24 protein-coding genes are annotated in these 21,159 nt (G+C 51.6%); 4 read left to right on the forward strand and 20 right to left on the reverse strand.

Translation table 11 applies throughout. The features are described 5' to 3' along the window. Position 1 precedes the first annotated feature (1 nt). On the forward strand, positions 2-1,459 hold the full coding sequence (locus BN54_RS05550) for an APC family permease (RefSeq protein ID WP_019206178.1): 1,458 nt from the start codon (positions 2-4) through the stop codon (positions 1,457-1,459). Between the two features lie 106 nt (positions 1,460-1,565). Here the strand turns inward: BN54_RS05550 and BN54_RS05555 are convergent, their stop codons facing one another. From BN54_RS05555 to BN54_RS05590, 8 genes are all read right to left on the reverse strand, one after another. Then, complete coding sequence (locus BN54_RS05555; protein WP_019206179.1) at positions 1,566-3,086, reverse strand: gluconokinase; 1,521 nt, start codon at positions 3,084-3,086, stop codon at positions 1,566-1,568. A gap of 140 nt (positions 3,087-3,226) precedes the next feature. Next, positions 3,227-3,931: a 50S ribosomal protein L1 gene (gene rplA / locus BN54_RS05560; RefSeq protein ID WP_019206180.1), complete on the reverse strand. Its 705-nt coding sequence runs from the start codon at positions 3,929-3,931 to the stop codon at positions 3,227-3,229. Positions 3,932-4,021: 90 nt separating this feature from the next. Then, a complete protein-coding gene (gene rplK / locus BN54_RS05565) occupies positions 4,022-4,447 on the reverse strand; it encodes a 50S ribosomal protein L11 (RefSeq protein ID WP_019206181.1) in 426 nt (141 codons plus the stop codon). 123 nt (positions 4,448-4,570) lie between these two features. Beyond that, entirely contained in the window at positions 4,571-5,119 is a 549-nt protein-coding gene (nusG, locus tag BN54_RS05570; protein WP_019206182.1) for a transcription termination/antitermination protein NusG, read from the reverse strand. Between the two features lie 139 nt (positions 5,120-5,258). Then, positions 5,259-5,432 (reverse strand): preprotein translocase subunit SecE, encoded by a 174-nt coding sequence (gene secE / locus BN54_RS05575; protein ID WP_019206183.1) that lies wholly within the window; start codon positions 5,430-5,432, stop codon positions 5,259-5,261. Positions 5,433-5,454: 22 nt separating this feature from the next. Further along, complete coding sequence (gene rpmG, locus BN54_RS05580; protein WP_019206184.1) at positions 5,455-5,607, reverse strand: 50S ribosomal protein L33; 153 nt, start codon at positions 5,605-5,607, stop codon at positions 5,455-5,457. 62 nt (positions 5,608-5,669) lie between these two features. Then, positions 5,670-6,248: an RNA polymerase sigma factor gene (locus BN54_RS05585; RefSeq protein WP_161808271.1), complete on the reverse strand. Its 579-nt coding sequence runs from the start codon at positions 6,246-6,248 to the stop codon at positions 5,670-5,672. A gap of 383 nt (positions 6,249-6,631) precedes the next feature. Continuing rightward, positions 6,632-7,264: an NAD(P)H-binding protein gene (locus BN54_RS05590; protein ID WP_019206186.1), complete on the reverse strand. Its 633-nt coding sequence runs from the start codon at positions 7,262-7,264 to the stop codon at positions 6,632-6,634. 166 nt (positions 7,265-7,430) lie between these two features. Between BN54_RS05590 and BN54_RS05595 the strand changes: the two genes are divergently transcribed. Both BN54_RS05595 and rihA read left to right on the forward strand, forming a co-directional pair. Continuing rightward, positions 7,431-8,285, forward strand: coding sequence for a hypothetical protein (locus BN54_RS05595; RefSeq protein ID WP_019206187.1), 855 nt, complete (start codon positions 7,431-7,433; stop codon positions 8,283-8,285). A gap of 76 nt (positions 8,286-8,361) precedes the next feature. Next, positions 8,362-9,300 carry a pyrimidine-specific ribonucleoside hydrolase RihA gene (gene rihA / locus BN54_RS05600; RefSeq protein ID WP_019206188.1) on the forward strand — a complete coding sequence of 313 codons (939 nt, stop codon included), beginning with the start codon at positions 8,362-8,364 and terminating at the stop codon, positions 9,298-9,300. A gap of 58 nt (positions 9,301-9,358) precedes the next feature. On the opposite strand, the gene BN54_RS05605 is transcribed toward rihA, so the two are convergent. Further along, positions 9,359-10,033 carry an MmcQ/YjbR family DNA-binding protein gene (locus BN54_RS05605; protein ID WP_019206189.1) on the reverse strand — a complete coding sequence of 225 codons (675 nt, stop codon included), beginning with the start codon at positions 10,031-10,033 and terminating at the stop codon, positions 9,359-9,361. 115 nt (positions 10,034-10,148) lie between these two features. Next, the gene (gene rlmD, locus BN54_RS05610) at positions 10,149-11,555 is read right to left on the reverse strand and encodes a 23S rRNA (uracil(1939)-C(5))-methyltransferase RlmD (protein WP_019206191.1); all 1,407 of its coding nucleotides are present in this window, start codon (positions 11,553-11,555) and stop codon (positions 10,149-10,151) included. Between the two features lie 149 nt (positions 11,556-11,704). On the opposite strand from rlmD, the gene BN54_RS05615 reads away from it, so the two are divergent. Further along, complete coding sequence (locus tag BN54_RS05615; protein WP_019206192.1) at positions 11,705-12,052, forward strand: hypothetical protein; 348 nt, start codon at positions 11,705-11,707, stop codon at positions 12,050-12,052. On the opposite strand, the gene BN54_RS05620 is transcribed toward BN54_RS05615, so the two are convergent. From BN54_RS05620 to sufC, 10 genes are all read right to left on the reverse strand, one after another. Beyond that, positions 12,049-12,366 (reverse strand): hypothetical protein, encoded by a 318-nt coding sequence (locus tag BN54_RS05620; RefSeq protein WP_019206193.1) that lies wholly within the window; start codon positions 12,364-12,366, stop codon positions 12,049-12,051. The genes BN54_RS05615 and BN54_RS05620 overlap by 4 nt on opposite strands. Then, a complete protein-coding gene (locus BN54_RS05625; RefSeq protein ID WP_019206194.1) occupies positions 12,359-13,657 on the reverse strand; it encodes a Y-family DNA polymerase in 1,299 nt (432 codons plus the stop codon). The genes BN54_RS05620 and BN54_RS05625 overlap by 8 nt, the downstream gene beginning before the upstream one ends. A gap of 127 nt (positions 13,658-13,784) precedes the next feature. After that, the gene (gene ubiE / locus BN54_RS05630) at positions 13,785-14,504 is read right to left on the reverse strand and encodes a bifunctional demethylmenaquinone methyltransferase/2-methoxy-6-polyprenyl-1,4-benzoquinol methylase UbiE (RefSeq protein ID WP_019206195.1); all 720 of its coding nucleotides are present in this window, start codon (positions 14,502-14,504) and stop codon (positions 13,785-13,787) included. Then, on the reverse strand, positions 14,467-15,405 hold the full coding sequence (locus tag BN54_RS05635; RefSeq protein WP_019206196.1) for a helix-turn-helix domain-containing protein: 939 nt from the start codon (positions 15,403-15,405) through the stop codon (positions 14,467-14,469). The genes ubiE and BN54_RS05635 overlap by 38 nt, the downstream gene beginning before the upstream one ends. Before the next feature lie 11 nt (positions 15,406-15,416). Then, positions 15,417-15,755, reverse strand: coding sequence for a metal-sulfur cluster assembly factor (locus BN54_RS05640; RefSeq protein WP_019206197.1), 339 nt, complete (start codon positions 15,753-15,755; stop codon positions 15,417-15,419). Positions 15,756-15,777: 22 nt separating this feature from the next. Next, on the reverse strand, positions 15,778-17,184 hold the full coding sequence (gene sufB / locus BN54_RS05645) for a Fe-S cluster assembly protein SufB (RefSeq protein ID WP_019206198.1): 1,407 nt from the start codon (positions 17,182-17,184) through the stop codon (positions 15,778-15,780). A gap of 3 nt (positions 17,185-17,187) precedes the next feature. Beyond that, positions 17,188-17,640 (reverse strand): Fe-S cluster assembly sulfur transfer protein SufU, encoded by a 453-nt coding sequence (sufU, locus tag BN54_RS05650; protein WP_019206199.1) that lies wholly within the window; start codon positions 17,638-17,640, stop codon positions 17,188-17,190. Further along, the gene (locus BN54_RS05655) at positions 17,618-18,862 is read right to left on the reverse strand and encodes a cysteine desulfurase (protein WP_019206200.1); all 1,245 of its coding nucleotides are present in this window, start codon (positions 18,860-18,862) and stop codon (positions 17,618-17,620) included. Before BN54_RS05655 ends, sufU begins: the two co-directional genes overlap by 23 nt. After that, positions 18,849-20,129 carry a Fe-S cluster assembly protein SufD gene (sufD, locus tag BN54_RS05660; RefSeq protein WP_019206201.1) on the reverse strand — a complete coding sequence of 427 codons (1,281 nt, stop codon included), beginning with the start codon at positions 20,127-20,129 and terminating at the stop codon, positions 18,849-18,851. The genes BN54_RS05655 and sufD overlap by 14 nt, the downstream gene beginning before the upstream one ends. Before the next feature lie 11 nt (positions 20,130-20,140). Continuing rightward, a complete protein-coding gene (sufC, locus tag BN54_RS05665) occupies positions 20,141-20,938 on the reverse strand; it encodes a Fe-S cluster assembly ATPase SufC (RefSeq protein WP_019206202.1) in 798 nt (265 codons plus the stop codon). Positions 20,939-21,159 lie beyond the last annotated feature (221 nt).

The following is a 21,159-nucleotide window of genomic DNA, read 5'->3' on the forward strand; positions in this document are numbered from 1 at the left end:
TATGACTACAACTGAAGAAACCGCCACTGCCAACCAGAATTACAATCAGTTGACGGGGCTCAAATTGTTTGCCATGACCAGTTCAATGGTGATTTCCATCGATGAATTCGCGCCGTTTGGCAAAGCGGGCGCAACCTCCCTTTTTTACCTCCTGCTGGCCGGCTTGGTCTGGTTCTTGCCAGTCACGCAAGCCGCCGGTGAAATGGCCTCCATTCAAGGTTGGCAACACGGGGGCTTGTTCACTTGGGTCAAAGCCACTTTGGGAGAAAAAACCGGGTTTGTCGCCATGTTTTACCAGTGGATCCACATTACGGCCGGCATGGACCTCATGATGTACGTAATTATCGGGGCCCTTTCCATCACCTTGCAGACCCCTTGGTTTAATACTACCCCGCTCGTGCGCTTTAGCTTAATGATGCTCTTATTATGGGGAGCCACTTGCGCCCAACTGTTGGGGGCCAAACGCATCGGCAAAGTTGCCGAATGGCTCTTTGCCTTAGGGATTGTTACCCCCGTCTTATTATTAGTCATCGTCGTTGCCGTCTACTTGGGCCAGGGCCATCCGGTTTATGTCCACTTTAATTTCCACACCATTTTCCCCCACCAGTTGAACGGCACCACGCTGGTCGCCTTTGTTCCCTTTATCCTGGCCTTTTGTGGCGGGGAAGCTTCGGCCCCCCACGTTAAGAACTTGGCGCGGCCCCAGCAATACCCTAAGGTCATGATTGCTTTGGTAGCCACGGCCATCAGCCTCGACTTACTCGGCAGCAGCGCCATTGCCATGAGTGTCCCGGCCGCCCATATCCAAAACAGCACCGGTTTTGTGCATACGTATGGCCAACTGCTGACTTCGATCGGCTTGCCGGGCCAAAGCTTGGAGAAATTGATCGGCTTGCTGCTGGCTTGCGGGATCATTGGTGAATTAGGCAATTGGATTGCCGGCCCTAACCAAGGGCTGTTCGAAGCAGCCCGCGAAGGCTTTTTGCCCCCCTTTTTCGCCCACGCAACCAAGCACGGGATTCCCTTTCGGATTATGGTCTTGCAATCCGCGATTGTGACGCTTACCGCGGCGCTGATTACCTTTAGCAGCGGGCAAAATGTTGATTTCGCCTTTAACGTGGCTCTCGCCGCCACCACCGCCCAATACCTGATGGTGTACATGATCATGCTCGTCGCTTACATGGTCTTAAAATGGCGCCACGAAACGTTGCCCCGGACCTACCGCATGACCAACCAGCCGAAAGTCAGCATTGCCTTAACGGCGGTCGCCTTGGTCATTACCGCGGGCGCTTTCTTCATCACTTTTATCCCCGCGCAAGGGACGCCGCAGCCATTGCGCCTTGCGTATGTTCTGATTTTGGCTGGCATGTGTCTCGTGGTTTCCTGGTTGCCATTTTGGCTTTACCGCAGTCACTCGAAGTGGCAAGCTCAATTAACCAGCGCCGAAAAAAAGAGTTAAAACTTAAAAGTGCTAGCAACCCCCGTTACTGAAACGTGGATTGCTAGCACTTTTTGTTGTGATTTTCTAACTTTTAGTCGAAAAGCTCGTTTCTGCTCAGCCGCTGTTATTTTTCTTGGAGTTGAGCAATCGCAGCATAGGCCGGGGTCAGCAATTCTTCGACCTGGTTAAACAACGGCTGATACTTTTGGTAGGTATAGGCCGCCAGATCATCCGGAATATAAGTTTCTGGTTGGGCCAACAGCGGCGTAACTTCACTGTAATCGCTAATTCGCCCTAAACTCTTCAAGGCAATTGCGGCCGCACCTAGACAACACCCCCCGTGGGCCATTGCCACCCCAACCGGGAAGCCAATTACATCGGCTAACATCTGGCGCCAAACCAAGGAATCCGTAAAGCCCCCGGACGCCATAATTTGCTTAGGATCCCCGACTAAATCCCGGACAATTTCAAAGACACTGCCGACGTTCATCGTGATTCCTTCCATGACGGCGCGTAACATATCCGCCCGGGTATGCAGCTGATTCAGGCCAAAAAACGACCCCCGGGCATTGGCATCCCAAATCGGGGCCCGCTCACCACCCAAGAAGGGATGGAAAATCAGACCGTGGGAACCAGCTGGGACCCCCTCAATTACCTGGTTGGCCAATTGGAAGGCATCCACCTGCTCACTGGCGACCGCATTGGCATCAACCAAATGCTTCACCGCCCATTGGTAGACGTCGCCCCCATTATTGAGCGGGCCCCCAATGACCCAGTGTTCTTCATCCAGGGCATAGCAGAACAGCCGCTGCTGCGGATCAATGACGGGATGATCCGTCATCACCCGCACCGCGGCAGAAGTCCCAATGGCAATCGCCGCCGTACTTTCGTCAACGGCGCCCATCCCAATGTTGGAAGCGGCGCCCCCAAAGGCCCCATACACAAATGGTGTCCCGGCCGGAATCTGCAAGGCCGCCTGGCCTGCAGCCGTCAGCCCGTGCGCTTGCTGGGTACTATCAACAATTTCTGGTAATTGAACAGCTGCAATGCCCGTCATTGCCAACGCCTGCTCATCCCACGTCCGGGTATTGATGTTCCACATTCCCGAACAGGAAGCAACCGAAATATCGACCTTAAATTCATCAAAGAAATGCTTAAAGAGATAGGACTTGATATCCGCCACGTAAGCCGTCTTCTTTAACAATTCCGGCTGGTCTTCTTTTAACCATAGTAATTTGGTGAAGGGTGACATCGGGTGAATCGGCGTCCCCGTGTCCATATATAGTTCTTTTGCGACCAAGTTCCGCTTGATCCGACTGGCCACTTGGCGGGCCCGGGTGTCCGCCCAGGTCAAGACGCGGGTCAGCGGCTGGAAGTTTTCATCCAACAAGATCAAACTCTGGTTCTCGCTGGAAAAGGCGACCGCTAACAGATCACAGTGGTTGCGTTGCACTTCGGCGTAAGCGTCATTGATTACTTTTTCAACGGCGGCCAGCACTTCGGTGGGTTCTTGCTCCGCCATGCCCGTTGCATCCCGGTACAAGGTATAAGTTTGCCGAAAGGTCTGCTTGGCTTGGAGCTGGTGATCATATAAGATCGCCTTTGTCCGTACTGTTCCAACATCAATCCCCAGCAAATATTCCATCTGCTTAATCCTCACTTCCTGCTAATCGGGTTATTTCACTTCTTCAGATTACTGGTTTCCCCTTGAACTGTCAAATCTTGCCACTTGCGTAAATAAAAAAGCCGCGGCCACCGCCACGACTTTCTTACCTTTGAAACTGATTAACGAGCTGACGAGAAGTCAGTCAAGTCCAAAGTAACACTTGGGCCAAACGTCGAAGCGATGGAAGCGTGCTTGATGTAAGTCCCCCGCACAGCAGCTGGACGAGCCTTCGTCACAACATCTTCGATCGTCTTCAAGTTTTCAACCAACTTGTCAGTGTCAAAGGAAACCTTCCCGAATGGCACAGCAACGTTCCCATCCCGGTCAGTCCGGTAAGTTACCTTCCCGGCCTTTGATTCAGCAACGGCCTTGGCCACATCCATCGTCACCGTCCCCGTCTTAGGGTTTGGCATCAGGCCCTTAGGCCCCAATACCCGACCCAGACGACCAACTTGTGGCATCATGTCTGGCGTTGCAATGGCAACGTCAAAGTCCAGCCAACCGTCTTGAATCTTTTCAACTAAGTCAATGTCCCCAACAAAGTCAGCGCCAGCTTCTTGGGCTGCCTTAGCGTTTTCACCCTTAGCAAAAACGATTACGGTTTGGTCCTTACCAGTCCCGTTTGGCAGCACAACAGCCCCACGCAATTGTTGGTCCGCTTGCTTAGTGTCAACGTTTAAGTTAAATGCTACTTCGATCGTTGCGTCGAAGTTAGCAAAGTCAATGTCCTTAACTAATTCAACCGCGTCAGTCAAAGCGTATTGCTTCTTTGCTTCAACCTTCTTCAACGCGTCTTGGTACTTCTTACCACGAGTTTTAGCCATTTGATGTATCCTCCTTGCAAATGTGGTCTAGCGGAAGTCTCCTCCCACGGGGACAACTTTTCTTTCAAAAAGCGCCCGGTCTGCTAGAAATTAGTCTTCAACGTTGAAGCCCATGCTCCGAGCAGTACCTTCGATCATGCGCATCGCTGCTTCTACGTCAGCGGCGTTTAGATCTTGCATCTTAGTTTCGGCGATTTCCTTTACTTGAGCCTTGGTTACAGTTGCAACCTTCTTCGTGTTAGGTTCGCCGGAACCGTGTTCAACACCAGCGGCTTTCTTCAGCAGAACTGCAGCCGGCGGCGTCTTGGTGATGAATTCAAATGACCGGTCTTCGTAAACGGTAATTACAACTGGAATCAGCATCCCTTTTTGGTCTGCCGTCCGTGCGTTGAATTCCTTAGTGAAGCCCATGATGTTAATCCCTGCTTGACCCAATGCAGGACCAACCGGCGGAGCCGGGGTTGCTGCACCAGCAGGAATTTGCAACTTGACAATGTTTGCTACTTTCTTTGCCACGAGACAAAACCTCCTTAGTCCGTGTTGTGGTAATGATGGGGGTTCATTTTTTGCCCCTCCCACAGTATGTCGATAGCATACTTTGTTAGGTTACCACACTTAATCTTTAATTACAATCACAAATTATTCGACTGCCGCAATTTGGTCGAACCCTAATTCCACCGTCGTTTGGCGCCCTAACATTTCGATTTCGGCCTTCAGCTTCAAATTATCGTGATCAACTTCCGTTACGACCCCATTCAAGTTGGCAAAGGAGCCCGCGATGACCTTCACGTGGTCCCCAACGGCAACGTCAATATCCGTCCGTTGTGGGCCTTCATCATCCATCCAACTCAAAATTCGGTTAACTTCTTCTGGTTGCAGCGGCGTTGGCTTGGATCCCCCACCGTGGGAACCCAAGAAACCCGTCACCCCTGGGGTGTTACGGGCAATGTACCAAGCCCGGTCTGTCATAACCATTTCAACCAATACGTAACCCGGGAAGACTTTTTCTTCAATATCCTTGGCCTTCCCATCCTTAACTTGGTGGACCGTTTCTTCCGGTACGATTACCCGGAAAATGTAGTCTTCCATCCCCATTGATTGGGCCCGAGATTCCAAATTACTCTTGACCCGGTTTTCGTAACCGGAGTACGTGTGTAACACGTACCAACGTTTTTCTTGTGATTCCACCGTTATCCTCCTTTATTTTAATGGTGTTATATTACTTCGCCTTGTCGCTTAACTACGGACAAAATAAAAAAGCCCGTACTAAGACGCAGCTTTCTGACAAAATATTATAGCAGACTTCTTGAGCCTTGGGCAACTAAAACTACCCAACAAAAGCAAGCATGCCCATTTGAATCAACCAATCAAACAGAGCAAAGAATAAAATAAAGAAGACCGTAATCGATAATACTACCGACGTGTCCCGCCGATTTTCCTTTGCCGTTGGCCACACGATTTTGTGCATTTCTTGCCCGACGCTCTTAAAAAAGCGAAACATGTACCTTTCCTCCAGCTTGATGCTACCGGGTTTGCCGGTGCAGGGTAACTTTTTGACAGTGCTTGCAGAATTTTTTGAGCGCCAAGCGCTGATTCTGCTGGGCGGCACTGACGTTAACCGAATAATTGCGGGAGCCACAAACTGAGCATTCCAACCCTACTTTTCGGTGCGCCATCGTGACCACCTCCATTCGGGATAACTTTAGCACATTTGCCCTGACCACGCAAACCAAAGCCGCTAGTCCGGCATGGTTTCTAAAAAGCGACGGTACTTGGTCCGGGCCCGGTAGTAAGCGGCGCGGACACTCCCCACGGAAATCCCCAATTCCGCGGCCACTTCCTCCATTTGATAGCCCAAACTAAGCTTTAAAAAGCACGCCCACTCTAATGATGAACATTGCCGCACCATTTGATTCAAAGCTTGGCGGCATTCCGCCACCCGCTCAGCGCCGATTTTATCATCTTCCACCAGTTGGACGCGTTCGTCTTCATCCAGCGAAACCACCCGGTTGCCCGGCTGGCGTTTGGAACGTTTCTTATGCCGACCAAAATCCCGCAACCGATTTTGCAACATTGTCTTATAGTAATGAGCGAAATGGGCATGCTGGGCATCATAACGCTTCAGACATTGATAGAGTTTCACGGCCGCTTCTTGCTCCCAATCTTCCAAACTAATGTAGTGACGGGAATATTGATGCCACAGCTTGCGAATCATTGGTTGATAGCGCCGGTAAAGCAGTTCAAAACTGGCTTCATCTTGGTGACGTTGCACCTGGTAAATTAATTTATTTTCGGAAATTACAATTTCATCACTCATCATGAGAAATCAAAAAATCCTCCTGTGTACTCACCACTGGATTCACCCGCTTGAAAACCCTTTGGTCATCTCACCACTCCATGCATTTGAGCAGGGGTAGAAAAGCAACTGGTCTCACCCAGCCCTCCGGTCGGCTATTCCCCTGCCTTGACAAGGTTCGGCCGCTCTAATATCCACTGGCCTATTCAATCTAGCAGTTTCTGCAAGCGTTTTCAAGAGCTGGCTTTTTCCATTAATTAACCAATAAATCTAAAAAGAACGTCATCAAACCCGTTATTTTGCTAAATTAACGTAGCAAAGGACTAATTTTTAAAAACCAAAAAGCAGCCCGGGAAAAATTTTACGGGGTCGCCATTTAAACAATTATAAAATCAAACGATAAATTAAAGTTGGGCGAGCGCTTCCGCAATCGGAGTGGTCCCGGCTTTCATCATAATGACCTGGCGAATCGTCTTAGGCTCTGCCAAACTGGCCACCAAAACGGCGGCCACGTCTTCAATTGAGTTCTCCCCACTCGTAGCCGGATTCAAACTTACTTTCCCGGTCGCAGGCGTCGGCGTTAAAATCCCGGCTTGGATAATGGTGTAGGCCAGCGTCGTCTCATCCATTAACCACCGATCCGAAAAGAACTTGGCAATATTGTAATCCATTAACTGCGCTAGGGCCGGGACCTTGGCCCACATAGTCTGGTCCAAGGCATAGGCCGAACTGAGGTGAATAAACCGTTTAATCCCCGCGGCTTGGGCGGCCATCATTAATTTAACGGCCCCATTCAAATCAGTTTGCAGCAAATCCCGGCCCCGGGAACCCCCCGTAAAAATCACCGCTTGGCTATCGGCCAACTTTACTTGTAATTCCGCCACGGACGCGTGCAGATCCAAGGCCACCGGGGTGACTTCGGCGGGAAGCTGTGCTAAATTGCGCCCGCCCGCGAGGACTTGGTCGCCTTGCGCCAATAACAACTTGACCACAGCTTGCCCCACCCGGCCGGTGGCCCCTGCAACAAAGACTTTCATCTTGATCCATCCTTTCATTTAATTCTGTAGAAGTTCCGTTATTTTTAAGTGTACTCAATTTCATCACCATTTACGAAAAAAATGATCGCCGCCGCTTATTTTTCTGCTGGTGGCTCCCAGAAGCAGTGGTAAAATAATGCCAATTAATTGATTAAGGAGTGGTTTTTTGATCTCACCAACCTTGCAACGTTGGCTGACCCACTGGGGGTTGGCCGGGGCCGCTTTGCTCACGATGGTCTCGCTGCTCGTCGTAAATCAAAGCGGGCCAATCATCCCAATCAGCTTACTCGCCGTGATCAATGGCGCTTTTTGGCTCGGGGCCTTACATCGTTTCAAACTCTATCAACACTGGCTGTGGTACCGCGCCGATAAACGGCTCCTCGTTGCCAGTATGACGGGGGTCCGGTGGCTAATCGTTATTGGGGCTTTGGGCTGGCTGTTAAAGATGCAAAATGACCTCGTCGGCATTCTGGTCTTGCTGATCGTGGCGGGCTACGCTGCGGTCCCGGATCGCCACTTGGTTGGAACGGTCATGACCTTAGCCCAACGATGGGGCTGGCGACCAGACTCCCCGAACGCCCCCGTAACCTTTACCGTGGCAAACTTAGATTTGTCAGCCATCCAGGCCGCGCTGAAAGCCGCCCACCAAGCCCGGCCCCTGCCTTATGACTTTGCGACCCTGAGTCCCACTGACTTACAACAAGCGCAAGCTACCGCCGAAAAGCCCTTAGCCGCCCTGCCGTTTTCGCCCCGCCTGAAAACCGGCTTCATTTTTGATGCGCAACAGATCAAGGTGACTTGGACGTTAGGGGATGTAACCTGGACGATTGGTGAAGTGCCCCGCGCCTTGACCGCGCAAGTCGTTGATTTAATTTACCAACAAATGGGTCAATCCCATCCCCCGGTTAGCTGCACGCTGAGCGGGGGTGCCGTCAAATGGCTGGCTGACGACCAAACGGTGCACCAAGCAACCCAGCCGTGGACCGTCCAGCTGACCATTACCCCGGCTGCGAAAGATTAATTGTTAATGGCAGCGCTTTCAGTTACAATTAGAGCAATAATTGCCACTTTAGAATGATTGCTCTGGAGGTAAGCTAATGACCACGAAAATTATTTTAGACTGTGATCCCGGCCACGATGATGCCTTAGCGCTTTTATTGGCCGTTGCCAACCCGACGATTGACTTGTTAGCCGTCACCACTTCCGCGGGGAACCAAACCCCCGCCAAAACTTTGAATAATGCCTTGCGGACCTTAACTTTGCTGCAAGCCACCACGATTCCCGTCGCCGGTGGAAACCAAACGCCATTGGTGGCTCCCCTGGAAACTGCTCCGGAAGTTCACGGGGAAAGTGGGCTGGATGGCGCCGAGCTCCCGGCCCCGGGCTTTGCCTCCCAGCCACTCACGGCCATTGAATTAATCGCCCAAACCCTCCGGCAAAGTACCGAAAAAGTCACCCTGGTCGTCACTGGTCCCATGACCAATGCCGCGTTGTTCCTCCGGGTTTATCCAGAATTGGCCCGGGAAAAATTGGCCCAAATTGTCTACATGGGTGGGGCAATGGGCCTGGGCAATTGGCGGCCGAGCGTGGAATTCAACATTTTTGTGGACCCCGAAGCCGCCAAAATTGTCATGAATTTTGGCTTACCACTGGTAATGGCCCCGCTCAACGTTACCCACCGCGCACAGATCCACAAAGATGAAATTGCTGCGGTCGGCGAAATCGACAACCCCGTTGCCCACGCCTACTTTGGTCTCTTAAACTTCTTTGAACGCTACCATGAAGATCCAAAATGGGGCTTTGTTGGCGCGCCATTGCATGATCCATGTACCATTGCGTGGCTGATTGACCCGACGATGTTTACGACCACCAAAATGCACGTCGACGTCGAAACACAAGGTGAATTGACCCGGGGCGAGACCGTCTGTGATTACTACCAGCTGACTGGTCAGCCAGCCATTACCGAAGTCTTGCTCGACCTCGATCGCCCCCGCTTTATCAAACTGATTCTGGATAGTTTAAAGCACTTCAATTAGACGCAAAAATCGCTAACGACCCTGGCGCAAGCATGGTTCGTTAGCGATTTTTAGTTTATTACTGATTGGCCAATTGGTAGCTGGCGGCCAATAACTCAAATAGGGTCGCATCGGCCACCTGGTCATTTAAGATGACCGTCAGCCAATGTTGCTTATTCATATGCCAAGCGGGAAAGTATTGTTGGTGATTTACTAACGCCGTAACCTGCGCCGGCGTTGCGTGCAAATTTAAAATTTCCACTTCTTTGGTTGGCAATGTCGGCGCCAGTTTCGCTTGATCCAGCCGAGCAACTAAGCCATACCATTTTTGACTGGCGGCGTGACGCCAGACCCCCGTAAACGGTGCCTTGGGCCACAAAAATTCCAATTCGTCCCCATAGGTCTGCTGAACATGCATGATTAACCGTTGGGTTTGCGGCGCTTGAAACCGTTGGTCCGCATAAGCTTGCGCAACAATTTGTTGTAAGACCGCGGTCACTTCGGCCTTGACCGTCCCCGCAAATTCGCCCCGGACTTGGGGTTGCAAATGCAAAGTGTACGGGGATTGAGTCGCCAAATCAATGACCTGGGTCAAAACTTGCCCTACTTCATCAATCGTGACCGTCAATAAAAAACCACTGGTTGGCAAAAGCGTCTGGTATCGCCAGTGCCGGCCCTTCTTGGTAAACCCGGCCGCTGGCAACTTAGCTGGTTGCAACTTCTGGTTGGCAAAAATTTCGCTGAAGGCTTCCATTACCATCGCTTCCTTTCGTCTTGAATCGAGAGCAGGCTGCCAACAATCACTTGCAGGGCCGTTAAAACACTAATTAAGGCTAAGGTCCGGGTCGTTTGTACCATAAGCGCCCTCCTTAATCCGTTTGCGCGAGGCTGAGTTTAACAACCGCTTCACACCGTGGGGTTTGTGGCAACATATCCACCGGTTGGATGTAATCGACCCGGTAAGTTGGCGTCAAGCGGGCCAAATTGCGGGCCAGCGAAGCCATGTTACACGAGACGTACACAAATTTGGCCGGCTTTTCTGCTAAGATCGTGTCAATCAGGGCTTGATCCAAGCCGGTCCGCGGCGGATCAACCACCAGGGCATCGAAGGTTTGGCCCGCAGCCCGCCATTGGGGCAGCAACACTTCAGCTGGACCGCATTCATAATGGGCATTGGTAATCCCGTTTAACTCCGCATTAGCATTGGCATCCGCAACCGCCGCCGGAATCGTTTCCATCCCCAGCACCTGCTTAACCCGGGCCGCTAAGGATAAGCCAATGGTCCCAATCCCAGCGTACGCATCCACCAAGGTATCCGTCGGGGCCAGCTCTAACGCTTGGGCCGCTTGTTCATACAAGACTTCGGTCTGCAACGGATTGAGCTGCAAAAACGACCGGGCGGAAAGCCGAAAATCCAGGCCCATCAAACTCTCGGTTACATAAGACTCCCCCGCCAGCAAGCGCGTCTCTTCGCCCCACACCAACGGCGTATCCCCCGGATTAATGTTTTGCATGACGGATTTGACGGCCGGCAATTCCGCCTTAATCCGGGTTAATAACTGGTGCTTTTTCAGTAATTTCGGCGTGTTGGTGATCAGCGTCACCTGGACTTCCCCCGTCGTCGTTTCGCGAACGGCCAGGGTCTTGATAATGCCGCTGTGGTTGCTTTCTTCATACGGCGGAATCCGTAACTCTTCAATCATCGCAACCAAGGCCCGAACCACTTGCATCGTCAACGGCATTTGAACGGCACACTCCGCCAAGTCAACCACCGTATGACTATTCGCCTGATACAAGCCGGCAACCACGTGTCCATCAACCTGCCGTACCTGAAACTGCGCCTTGTTACGGTACCCATACTCTTGCGGGCTGGGTAAGGTCGGTCGTACTTGATAATGGCGGTAGCCATGGGGCTTGAATTTAGCCAAACTGTCCAACACCATTTGCCGCTTGAATTTCAACTGCGCTGGATAGGCCAGGTGTTCCAATTCAAAGCCCCCGGCGATTCCGGCGACCGCGTCTTTAGGCGTCACCCGGGCAGAGCTAGCCTGCTTTAAGCGGTGAATTTTGGCCGTCAGGTAGCGTTCGTGGACCGCCGTTACCTCAGCCACAATCACTTCTCCCGGCAGCGCCCCGGGCACAAAGCAAACTTTATGTTTAAAATAACCAATCCCTTGGCCTTCCACCCCTAATTTCTTAATCGTTAAAGGGAACCGTTCCCCAACTGTTACCACCACCGGAGATTGGGAAGCACGGGGCACCCGTTGTTTTGCCATCTTTTTCCTCCTTACTGATCCGTTCAAAATCGTACCGTTCATTCTACCATTCTTTTAACCAAGATTAAATCTTTCCGCCCTCCATTTCAGTGAACTAATTTTCGTTTTATAGTATAATATACCCAACAAAAAGAAAGGAAGTTCTTAAAATGTGGCAAACAACTGATTTAATCGCCGCCGAACAGTACTGGTTCGACCGGTTTTGTGATCGCTTTGGTTGGCAAGGAAGCTTACGCCGCCAATACCCTGGGGTATCTTCCCTGTGTTTCACCGGACCCCACGGTGGCATCAAGCAAGTTGACCTCGACGATGAATTACTGTTCGATCAATTGAATGCCGTCCCGCACCAACGGGGGCAAGAAATTTTAGAAAGTTGGTTGATTTTTTCAATCAGCAATCCCGACCCCCTGACCCAACGAAATTTTGACCCCACGGATCGACAATACTTCCACCAACTTGAACAAAGTGCGGTTCATTGTCACGTCTATTCCAACTAAGCGGGCACTTCGTGTTGTAAGCGTTGCCGGGCATCAGGCGAAAATTGCCGATATTCAATCGTAAAGTGGTACTGGGCCCGGACGGCCGTTAACACCACGATCAGCTCTTCCAAACTGGTTGAAGGCAAACTTCCTAAGGGCCACGAGCGCTGCCAAGCCCGGGGCCGCCGCGTATTAAAGAAAAAGTGATAGGCTTGGTCAGGGGCGGCCCAGACCACCACTAACCAATAACGCGTCTGGACCCGCCGTTTAAAGTACGGCGTCAACCGCTGGCATAATTGCCGACCTAATTTTTGACAGGTCTGATCATTCAAAGCTCTGCCCCCCGTTATGGCCGCCCACCTGCTGGGCGCGGGCCAAAAAGGTCGCCCCAGTAGTTAAACTGCTGGCCTTCATAATTGCCGTCTTGCCAAAGCGCTGCCGGATCTGATCAACCGTTTGGGCCACATCAAGGGCCAAGGTCTCCGCCTTCGTTGCAAATAAATCCAGCTGCTCGCCTTGGGCCGGGCTTAAATGCGTCACGGCAATTGCCACGTGCCGAACCGGCTGACCGGTCCAATACTGATCAAACAGGGCTTGCAAAACCCGGGTTAATTTTCGTTCATCTGCCGTTAATGCGCTAAGGTGCTGCGCGTGGGCAAAGCCGGCGCGACCAGCTTGATCGACCGTCCCAAACGCATAACCAATCTGAAGGCGCACGCCCCCGGCTTGTTTGTTGCGGGCGCGGAGTCGCGTGGCTACTTGAGCAGTAATTTCAGCAATGACTACTTTGATCGCTTGGGGCTTAACGTAATCCCGGGGCAGCACTTGGGAATTACCGATGGATTGAGCCCGCCGCAAAGGCCGCCGACTCAACGTGGTCCGGTCAACTCCCCAGGCTGTTGCGTATAGCCGTGCCCCGGTTTGGCCCAGTGCCGCCTTCAATTGGTAAGGGTCCGCGTGGGCCACTTGTTTCAGATTATGCAACCCCAACCGTTGCAGCCGTCGGGCCAGATGAGTATTAATCCCCCACACCATCGTCAGTTCTGGAATCGCCCATAAGCGGACGGGCGCCGTATGATTGGTAATGATCCCAATCCCAACCGGACTGTGCTTGGCATAAATGTCCAGGGCTACCTTGGCTTGCAAGGGATTGTTGCCCACCCCAATCGTTACCACCAACTGTAAGCGCTGCTTGATTTCCGTCTGCAACTGTCGGACGACTGTTAATAAGTTATCACTTTTCAAGCGCCAGGAATGGGTTAAATTTAACAGCGATTCATCAATCGAGTAGGGCAACAGATCTTCATCAGCCACAAACTCGCGAAAAATTTCATTAATAGCTAAATTCTTGGCGAGGTAAAGATTCATCCGCGGGGGCACCACAAGCAACCGTTCATCCACCGGCAAATCGCGCGCCCGATTGACATTGTGTAGCCCAAACAATTGTTTTGCCGCGGGTGAGGATGACAAAATCAAGCCTTGCCCCACATTGGCCGCTTCCGACATCACGACCAAGGGCGTCGTTAAGGGATCTAGTCCCCGGACCACGCATTCCACCGTTGCGTAAAACGACTTATTATCAACCATCAAATAAATGCCCCGCGGTTCCGTTGAGTAATCCATCGTCTCCACTCCTCAAACTTTTGTTCTTGATTCAAATTTTAAAAGAGAGTGAACGAAAAAACAAGGGCTTGAGTAAAACTAACGTTTGTACTCAACCCTTGTTTCAATTGCCAATCTTTGGTAAAACTTATGACCGTGGTTTTTGACCACAATGAATTGCACCCGCCCCCAAGTTTAGTGGCGTAACCGTCACCTTTTGCATCCCAGCCGTTTCCATCATCGCTTTTAAGCGCGCGGCCGAAACAAATTGCATGGAAGTTTCTTTCAAGTATGAATAATCTTGATAGCTGGCCCCCAAAGTCCGCGCTAACACTGGGAATACTTGAAAGTAAGCCCGCCAAAACGGCCGGACCAACCGACTCTGGGGTTGAGACATTTCTAGGCACCCAAACCAACCGCCGGGTTTAAGGACCCGCATCACCTCAGCTAAAACCTGGGCCGCATCCGGGACATTGCGCAGGCCAAAACCAATCGTGACAAAGTCAAACTGGTTAGCCGCAAACGGCAGCTGCATCGCATCACCTTGGACTAATTCAATATCTTTGTTCAAATCCGCCGCTTTGACCTTCTCCGCTCCCGCGGCTAACATTGCTTCATTGAAGTCCAAGCCAATCGTGCGGCCCTTTGGCCCCGCCAATTGCGCTAACTTAATCGTCAAATCCGCCGTTCCGCAACACAGATCTAAGCTATCGGCCCCAGGAAAGACCGCCAGTTGGTCAAAAAACTTTTGGCGCCACCGCCGCTGGGTCCCTAGACTGACCACATCGTTCATCAAGTCGTAGCGTTTGGCTAAGCGCGTAAACATTTGGTTAACTTCTTGTTCTGAATGGTGATTGGTAAGTGCCATCTTTTCCCCCTTCGGTTTGCTTAAACGGCTGCAGCATCGCTTGATAGTGATTGATTAAGGCCGTCGTTTGCAAGATCAACGCCTGATTGTCGTTTAAGCGTGCAAACGCCCGTGCATCAACTAGTTCAGCCACCACTTGCTGGGGCGCCGCGCCCAGCGCAAGTAGATTTTGGGCCCGTAAAAACTTTAACCGGGGCAAAAAATAGGTTACGTGTTCCCGCCGGCACCAAGCCAACCCTAGTGAAACATAGTGTTGACTTTGGGTAAAATCATCCCGTAAATAATAATCCTCGGCTAAATAATACATCATCGTCAGCAACCGGGCTTGGGCTAAGCCAGGCGCCACCACTGTCGTTAGGGCCGTGCTTAGGGCCTGCTTTACTTTCGTTAAGAAGAATTCTGCTTGGGCCAGCTCGTTTTGCCGGGCGTACAAAATTCCCTCGCCCAGATAGGCCAACGTGGTAAACTGCGTCGTGTGCGCTTCGTCTAACTGATCTAAAATTTGGGTAAACGAAAACAAGGCTGCCGTCGGATTGCCATTGGTCAAGGTCAACCACAGGCCGTTTAAATAGTGATACTGCATTTGCAAGGCCACCGTTGGCAATTGTTCCACCGTCAAGTGGGCCAAGCTTTTTTGGACCGTCGGATAATCCTCAACCATTAATGCTTCTTCGGCTTGGGTGAGTTGTTGCGTGGCGGCCTTGCTTTGCCGCTGTTGGTCGTCTAAATCATCCAAGGTCAAATCTAACCGCGTACAAAGCTGACGTAAAATTGACAACGAGGGAATCTGATAATTGGTCTCAAACTTGCTTAAGGTGGACTGGGTACAGATTCCCGCCGCTAAAGCCGCCTGTGAATACCCCTTGGCTTTGCGCCGCGCCACAAAGTAAGCTACATCCATGTGCAACGCCCCTAACCATGCAAGCCAAGGGCCACTTTGGCATAGCGACTCATCATTTCAATGGTCCACGGCGGTTCAAATGTCAGGTTAATCTTGCAATCGTTGATCCCGGCTACTCCCTTGACCGTCTTGGTAATGTCGTCATGCAAATAATCGGTCAGCGGGCACCCCATCGTCGTCAAAGTCATCGTCACCGTACACAAACCCGCTGCATCAACTGCCACGTCATAAATCAAGCCCAAATTAACCAAGTCTAACCCCAATTCGGGATCGACCACCCCACTTAAGGCCGTCATCACTTGGTTCTCCAAGGGCGAATACGGCCGCGATTGTTCAGCTGCTTCAGCCATTTTGCCGCACCTCTTTTCTGTGTTAGCCAATTGAGCCTTCCATTTCAAAACTGATCAACCGGTTTAATTCCACAGCATATTCCATCGGTAATTGCTTGGTAAAAGGCTCCACAAAGCCCATGATGATCATTTCCGTCGCCTTGGCTTCCGGAATCCCCCGACTCATCAAGTAGTAAAGCTGACTCTCAGAAATCTTAGAAACCTTCGCTTCGTGTTCCATGGCGACATTGTCATTATCAATTTCGTTGAACGGAATCGTATTGGATGACGATTGATCATCCATAATAATCGTATCACATTCGACGTGGGCCTTGGAACCATCGGCCGCCTTGGTAAAGCGAACGGTCCCCCGGTAGTCCGTCGCCCCACCCGTCTTCGAGATTGACTTAGAGACAATCGAACTGGAGGTGTTCTTAGCGTTGTGGATCATCCGCGCCCCTGAGTCCTGGTGAATGCCATTCGAAGCGACGGCAATCGAAAGCATCGTTCCCCGGGCGCCTTCCCCATTTAAATAAACGGAAGGATACTTCATTGTCACTTTCGAGCCCAGATTGCCATCGACCCACTCCATCGTCGCGTGGGCCGCCGCCGCGGCCCGTTTGGTTTCCAAACTGTACACGTTATCCGACCAATTTTGAATTGTCGTATACCGGCAGTAAGCATCCTTTAAGACGTTGACTTCGACTACCGCGGCATGCAATGAATCCGAGGAATAATTCGGGGCCGTGCAGCCTTCGACGTAATCAACGCTCGCGCCTTCATCAACAATAATCAAGGTCCGTTCAAACTGACCCGAATTTTCGGCATTTAAGCGGAAGTAAGATTGGATTGGGGTTTGTGCTTTAACCCCCTTGGGAACGTAAATAAACGAACCGCCGGACCACACCGCCGCATTTAAGGCCGCAAATTTATTATCAGCTGGTTGCACCAACTTGCCAAACCACTTTTTAAACAGGTCCGGGTATTCGCGCAGGGCGGTGTCAGTATCGGTAAAAATAATCCCCAGCTTGGCAAACTCTTCGCGCATATTATGGTAAACCACTTCGGATTCGTATTGGGCCGATGAACCAGCTAAATACTTGCGTTCCGCCTCTGGGACCCCCAAGCGATCAAAAGTCCGCTTTAAATCGGCGGGTACGTCAGCCCAGTCCCGGTATTTTTTATCGGTCATCTTTTGGTAATACAACATGTGATCCAAATCCAGCCCTGATAAATCCGGCCCAAATTTCGGCATTGGCAGTTTTTGATAAATCTGGTAAGCCTTGAGCCGGTAATCCAGCATCCATTGCGGCTCGTGTTTTTCAGCTGAGATCGCCCGCACAATTTCTTCCGTTAACCCCCGCCCCGTGGAAAAGGCCGGTTGGATATCATCGTGAAAGCCGTATTCATACTCATCTTTATTTTTTAAAAGGTCATTTGCATTGGTCATTGGTCAATCCTCATCACTTTCTTGCAATAACGCCCGTTGCAGTGCCCACCACGCCAAGGTCGCGCATTTGATCCGGGCCGGAAATTCCATAATATTGGTTAACACCTGAGCATCTCCGAGGGCGGCGATGTCAGCGGCGGCATGTTTTTTCCCAATTGCCAGGTCCGAAAAGGTCTTGGCCAGCTCCAAAGCCTCTTCTTTGGTCTTGCCCGTCACGGCGGTGGTCATCATTGACGCCGAGGCTTGACTGATCGTGCAACCATCACCAGTGAAGCCAATCGCTTGAATCCGGTCGGCAGCGTCCAATTGAATCTGCAGGTTGATCACATCCCCACAAGTCGGATTGTTTAAGCTGATTTGTTGCGTTGCCTGAGCCAATGGCCCCTTATGATGGGGGTGTTGGGCATGGTCGAGAATTACTTCCCGGTAAAGGTTATTTAATTTCTCCAGTCCCAAGGTGAAAGAACTCCTTTGCTTTTTGAACCGCAGCGACCAACGCCGCTGCTTCAGCTGCCGTATTGTACAAATAGAAGCTGGCCCGGGCCGTGGCGCTCACCCCTAAGTATTCCATCAACGGTTGGGCGCAATGGTGGCCGGCCCGCACGGCGATGCCTTCCATATCCAGGGCCGTGGCTAAATCATGGGGGTGCAGTCCTGCCAAGTTAAAGGCAATGACTCCGGTATGCTGAGCAGGATCATGGGGCCCGTAAACGGTCAGTCCCTCAATTTGCAACAACGCTGGTAAGGCTTGGGCCACCAATTGCTGTTCGTGAGCAGCAATTTGCGCCATCCCGATGGTTTGTAAGTAGTCAATTGCCGCTCCCAAGCCAATCGCTCCCGCAATATTCGGCGTCCCCGCCTCAAATTTATACGGCGCGGCCGCCCAAGTACTGGTCTGCTGGTGAACGGCACTGATCATTTCCCCGCCATATTGATAAGGCGGCATGTCAGCCAGGAGGGCGGCCTTCCCATAAAGGACGCCGATCCCCGTGGGCGCCATCAGCTTATGCCCCGAAAAGGCATAAAAATCAGCGTCTAAGGCTTGGACGTCAACCGGCATGTGGGGAACGGCCTGTGCCCCATCAACCACAATCACCGCCCCGTGGGCGTGGGCCAACGCCGCTAATTGTTGAACGGGGTTGATTGTGCCCAAAACATTGGTCGCATGGGCAATAGCAACCAACTTGGTGTGATCATTAATCAGCTGCTGGGCGGCAACCAAGTCTAGTTCCCCGGCGGCGGTAAGCCCGATGTAGCGCAAGCGAGCCCCCGTCTGGTGCGCCAGTTGCTGCCAAGGGATCAAGTTGCTGTGGTGCTCGGCCACTGAAATGACAATCTCATCGCCCGCTTGTAAATGCGTGCGGCCATACGTTGCCGCCACCAAATTCAATGCTTCGGTGCACCCCCGGGTAAAGACAATTTCTTCGGGGGCTGCCGCGTGTAAAAAGTGCTGGACCTTTTGGCGGGCCGTTTCGTAGGCAACCGTCGCTCGTTGGGCCAAGGTATGCACGCCCCGGTGCACATTCGCGTTGTCAGTTTGATAAAATTGGCGCACCCGCTCGAGCACCGGCGTGGGCCGTTGCGCCGTCGCGGCATTGTCCAGGTACACCAAGGGTTCCTCATTCACGGTCTGCTGCAAAATGGGAAAATCAGCCCGGATTTGTTCAAGCTTGTCCATCGGTCAACTTCCTTTCCAAAATTGCAATTAATTCTTCGCGCACCCGCTGGGTGGGAATCGCCGTCAAAACGGCCGCTAAAAAGCCCCGGATTACCAAACGTTGGGCCACTGGTTTCGGAATCCCCCGGCTCAGCAAATAATTCAATTGTACGGGATTGACCGGACCCACACTGGCTGCATGACCGGCTTCCACATCGTTTTCATCAATCAATAAGATCGGGTTGGCATCCCCCCGGGTGGCTGGCGACATCATCAAGACCCGGTTTTGCTGCTCGGCTTTCGCCCCGTGAGCGCCGTGGATAATCTCACCAATCCCATTAAAGACTAAGCGCGATTGACCGAGAAGGACCCCGCGTTGGTTAATCAAGCCCGTGGTGTGTTGACCATGGTGCGTCACCCGGTTGTTGATGCCCACTTGTTGGTCGGCCGTTGTAATCGCGATCAGCTTAGAGTCGCCTTCACCGCCTTCGCCAACCAATTCAGAGTCCATCTCCCCAACGGTATTGCCAGCATTCATCATTCCTACGGCCCATTCAACCTTCGCATCCCGGCCGATTTGGGCCCGCCGCTTAAAGTAGGTCACCGTTTGCGCCCCTAATTCATCAAGTGAAGAAAAGGTCACCCGACTGTTGGCTTGGGCCACAATTTCGACCATTAAGCTCGCCGGGTTGGCCGCGGTCCCTTGCGTGGTCAGGTGTTGAATCACGTCGACTTGGCTATTGGCTTCCGCCACAATTAGAAGGTGGTGGATCAAAGGTTGGTGGGGCTGGGTGCTGTCTTGGGTCACGTTGATTTCGACCGGGGCCGTCACCTTAACGCCCCGGGGGACATACAAGAAGGCGCCCGCGTTTAGATACGCTAAGTGGTGGGCAGTCAATTTATTTTCGTCGGCCTTCACGACCGTCATTAAGAACTTCAAGACCAGGTCGGGGACGGTTTGCAAGGCGGTAAACAGGTCCATTAAAAGCACCCCTTGGTCCTTTAATGCCGCGGGGACGTGCGCATCCAGCGTCACTTGGCCCACTTGGGTTAGCCGCACCTGCTCTTCTAACGCCGGGGCCAGATCGAACGCTGCCGCTCCAGTCCAGGTCAAATTTGGCTGGCGCTCAAAGAAGGGCCAGGTCTGAAACTTTAATTTCGGCATCTTCGGCAGTGCTAAGGTCTTAAAAGCGGCCAGGGCGGCCAAACGCCGTTTTGTCAACGCTGATGGTTCATGATGGGTAGCACTGGCGGTTGCCAATTGTTGTTTTGCGGTTGTTAGATCCATTGTTTTGCCCCCTAGTGTTGCTCATCGACCAGTTGAATATCCAAACCTAATTCATCGCGCAAACCAGCATAGCCCTCCTTTTCCAGCTGCTTAGCCAGCTCAGGCCCGCCCGTTTTGACGATTTTGCCCCCCATCATCACGTGCACGGTGTCGGGCACAATGTAGTTTAAGAGGCGCTGGTAGTGAGTAATGATCAAGGAGCCAAAGTTGGCGCCCCGCATCGAATTAACCCCCTTGGCGACTACCTTTAGGGCATCAATATCCAGCCCCGAATCAATTTCATCTAAAATTGCAAAGGTGGGTTCAATCATCAATAACTGTAAAATTTCGTTGCGCTTCTTTTCGCCCCCCGAAAAGCCTTCATTCAAGTACCGTTCGGTCATTGACTCACTCATGTCCAACAAGGCCAAGTTCGCATCCAATTTCTTTAAGAACGCCATCACCGAAATTTGATCGTCCGCGGGCCGGCGGGCGTTAATCGCCGCCCGCAAAAATTCTGCGTTAGTAACCCCTTGAATTTCTGCCGGATACTGCATTGCTAAAAACAAACCACGCCGCGCTCGTTCATCAACCGGCATGGCAAGAATACTCTGCCCATCCAACAAAATATCCCCCTGGGTCACTTGGTAGCCCGGTTGGCCCATGATCGTTTGCGACAAGGTCGATTTCCCCGTCCCATTGGGGCCCATGATGGCATGGATCTCACCGGTCTTCATCACCAGGTTGACCCCCGTTAAAATCTCTTTTTGCCCCTTCGTTTCTTCATCAGTTACCGCGACGTGCAAATCCTTAACTTCTAGTGTTGCCATCATCAATTCCTCCAAGTCATTACCAATGATTCCAAAAATTCTATCCGGCGCCTTCGTCATTGAAAACACTATGGCTATATTATAGTCACTTTACCACTAAATAAACTTAGTGAATTACCTGATTTTTTAAAATTCAAAATTATGTCATTATTTTAGGAGTATGATATTGATAATTAAGGTTTATCTTCATTACGGCCAGGAATAATTTGTCAATCCGTTCA

This window comes from Limosilactobacillus ingluviei str. Autruche 4 (assembly GCF_000312405.1).
GTDB classification, from domain to species: Bacteria; Bacillota; Bacilli; order Lactobacillales; family Lactobacillaceae; genus Limosilactobacillus; species Limosilactobacillus ingluviei.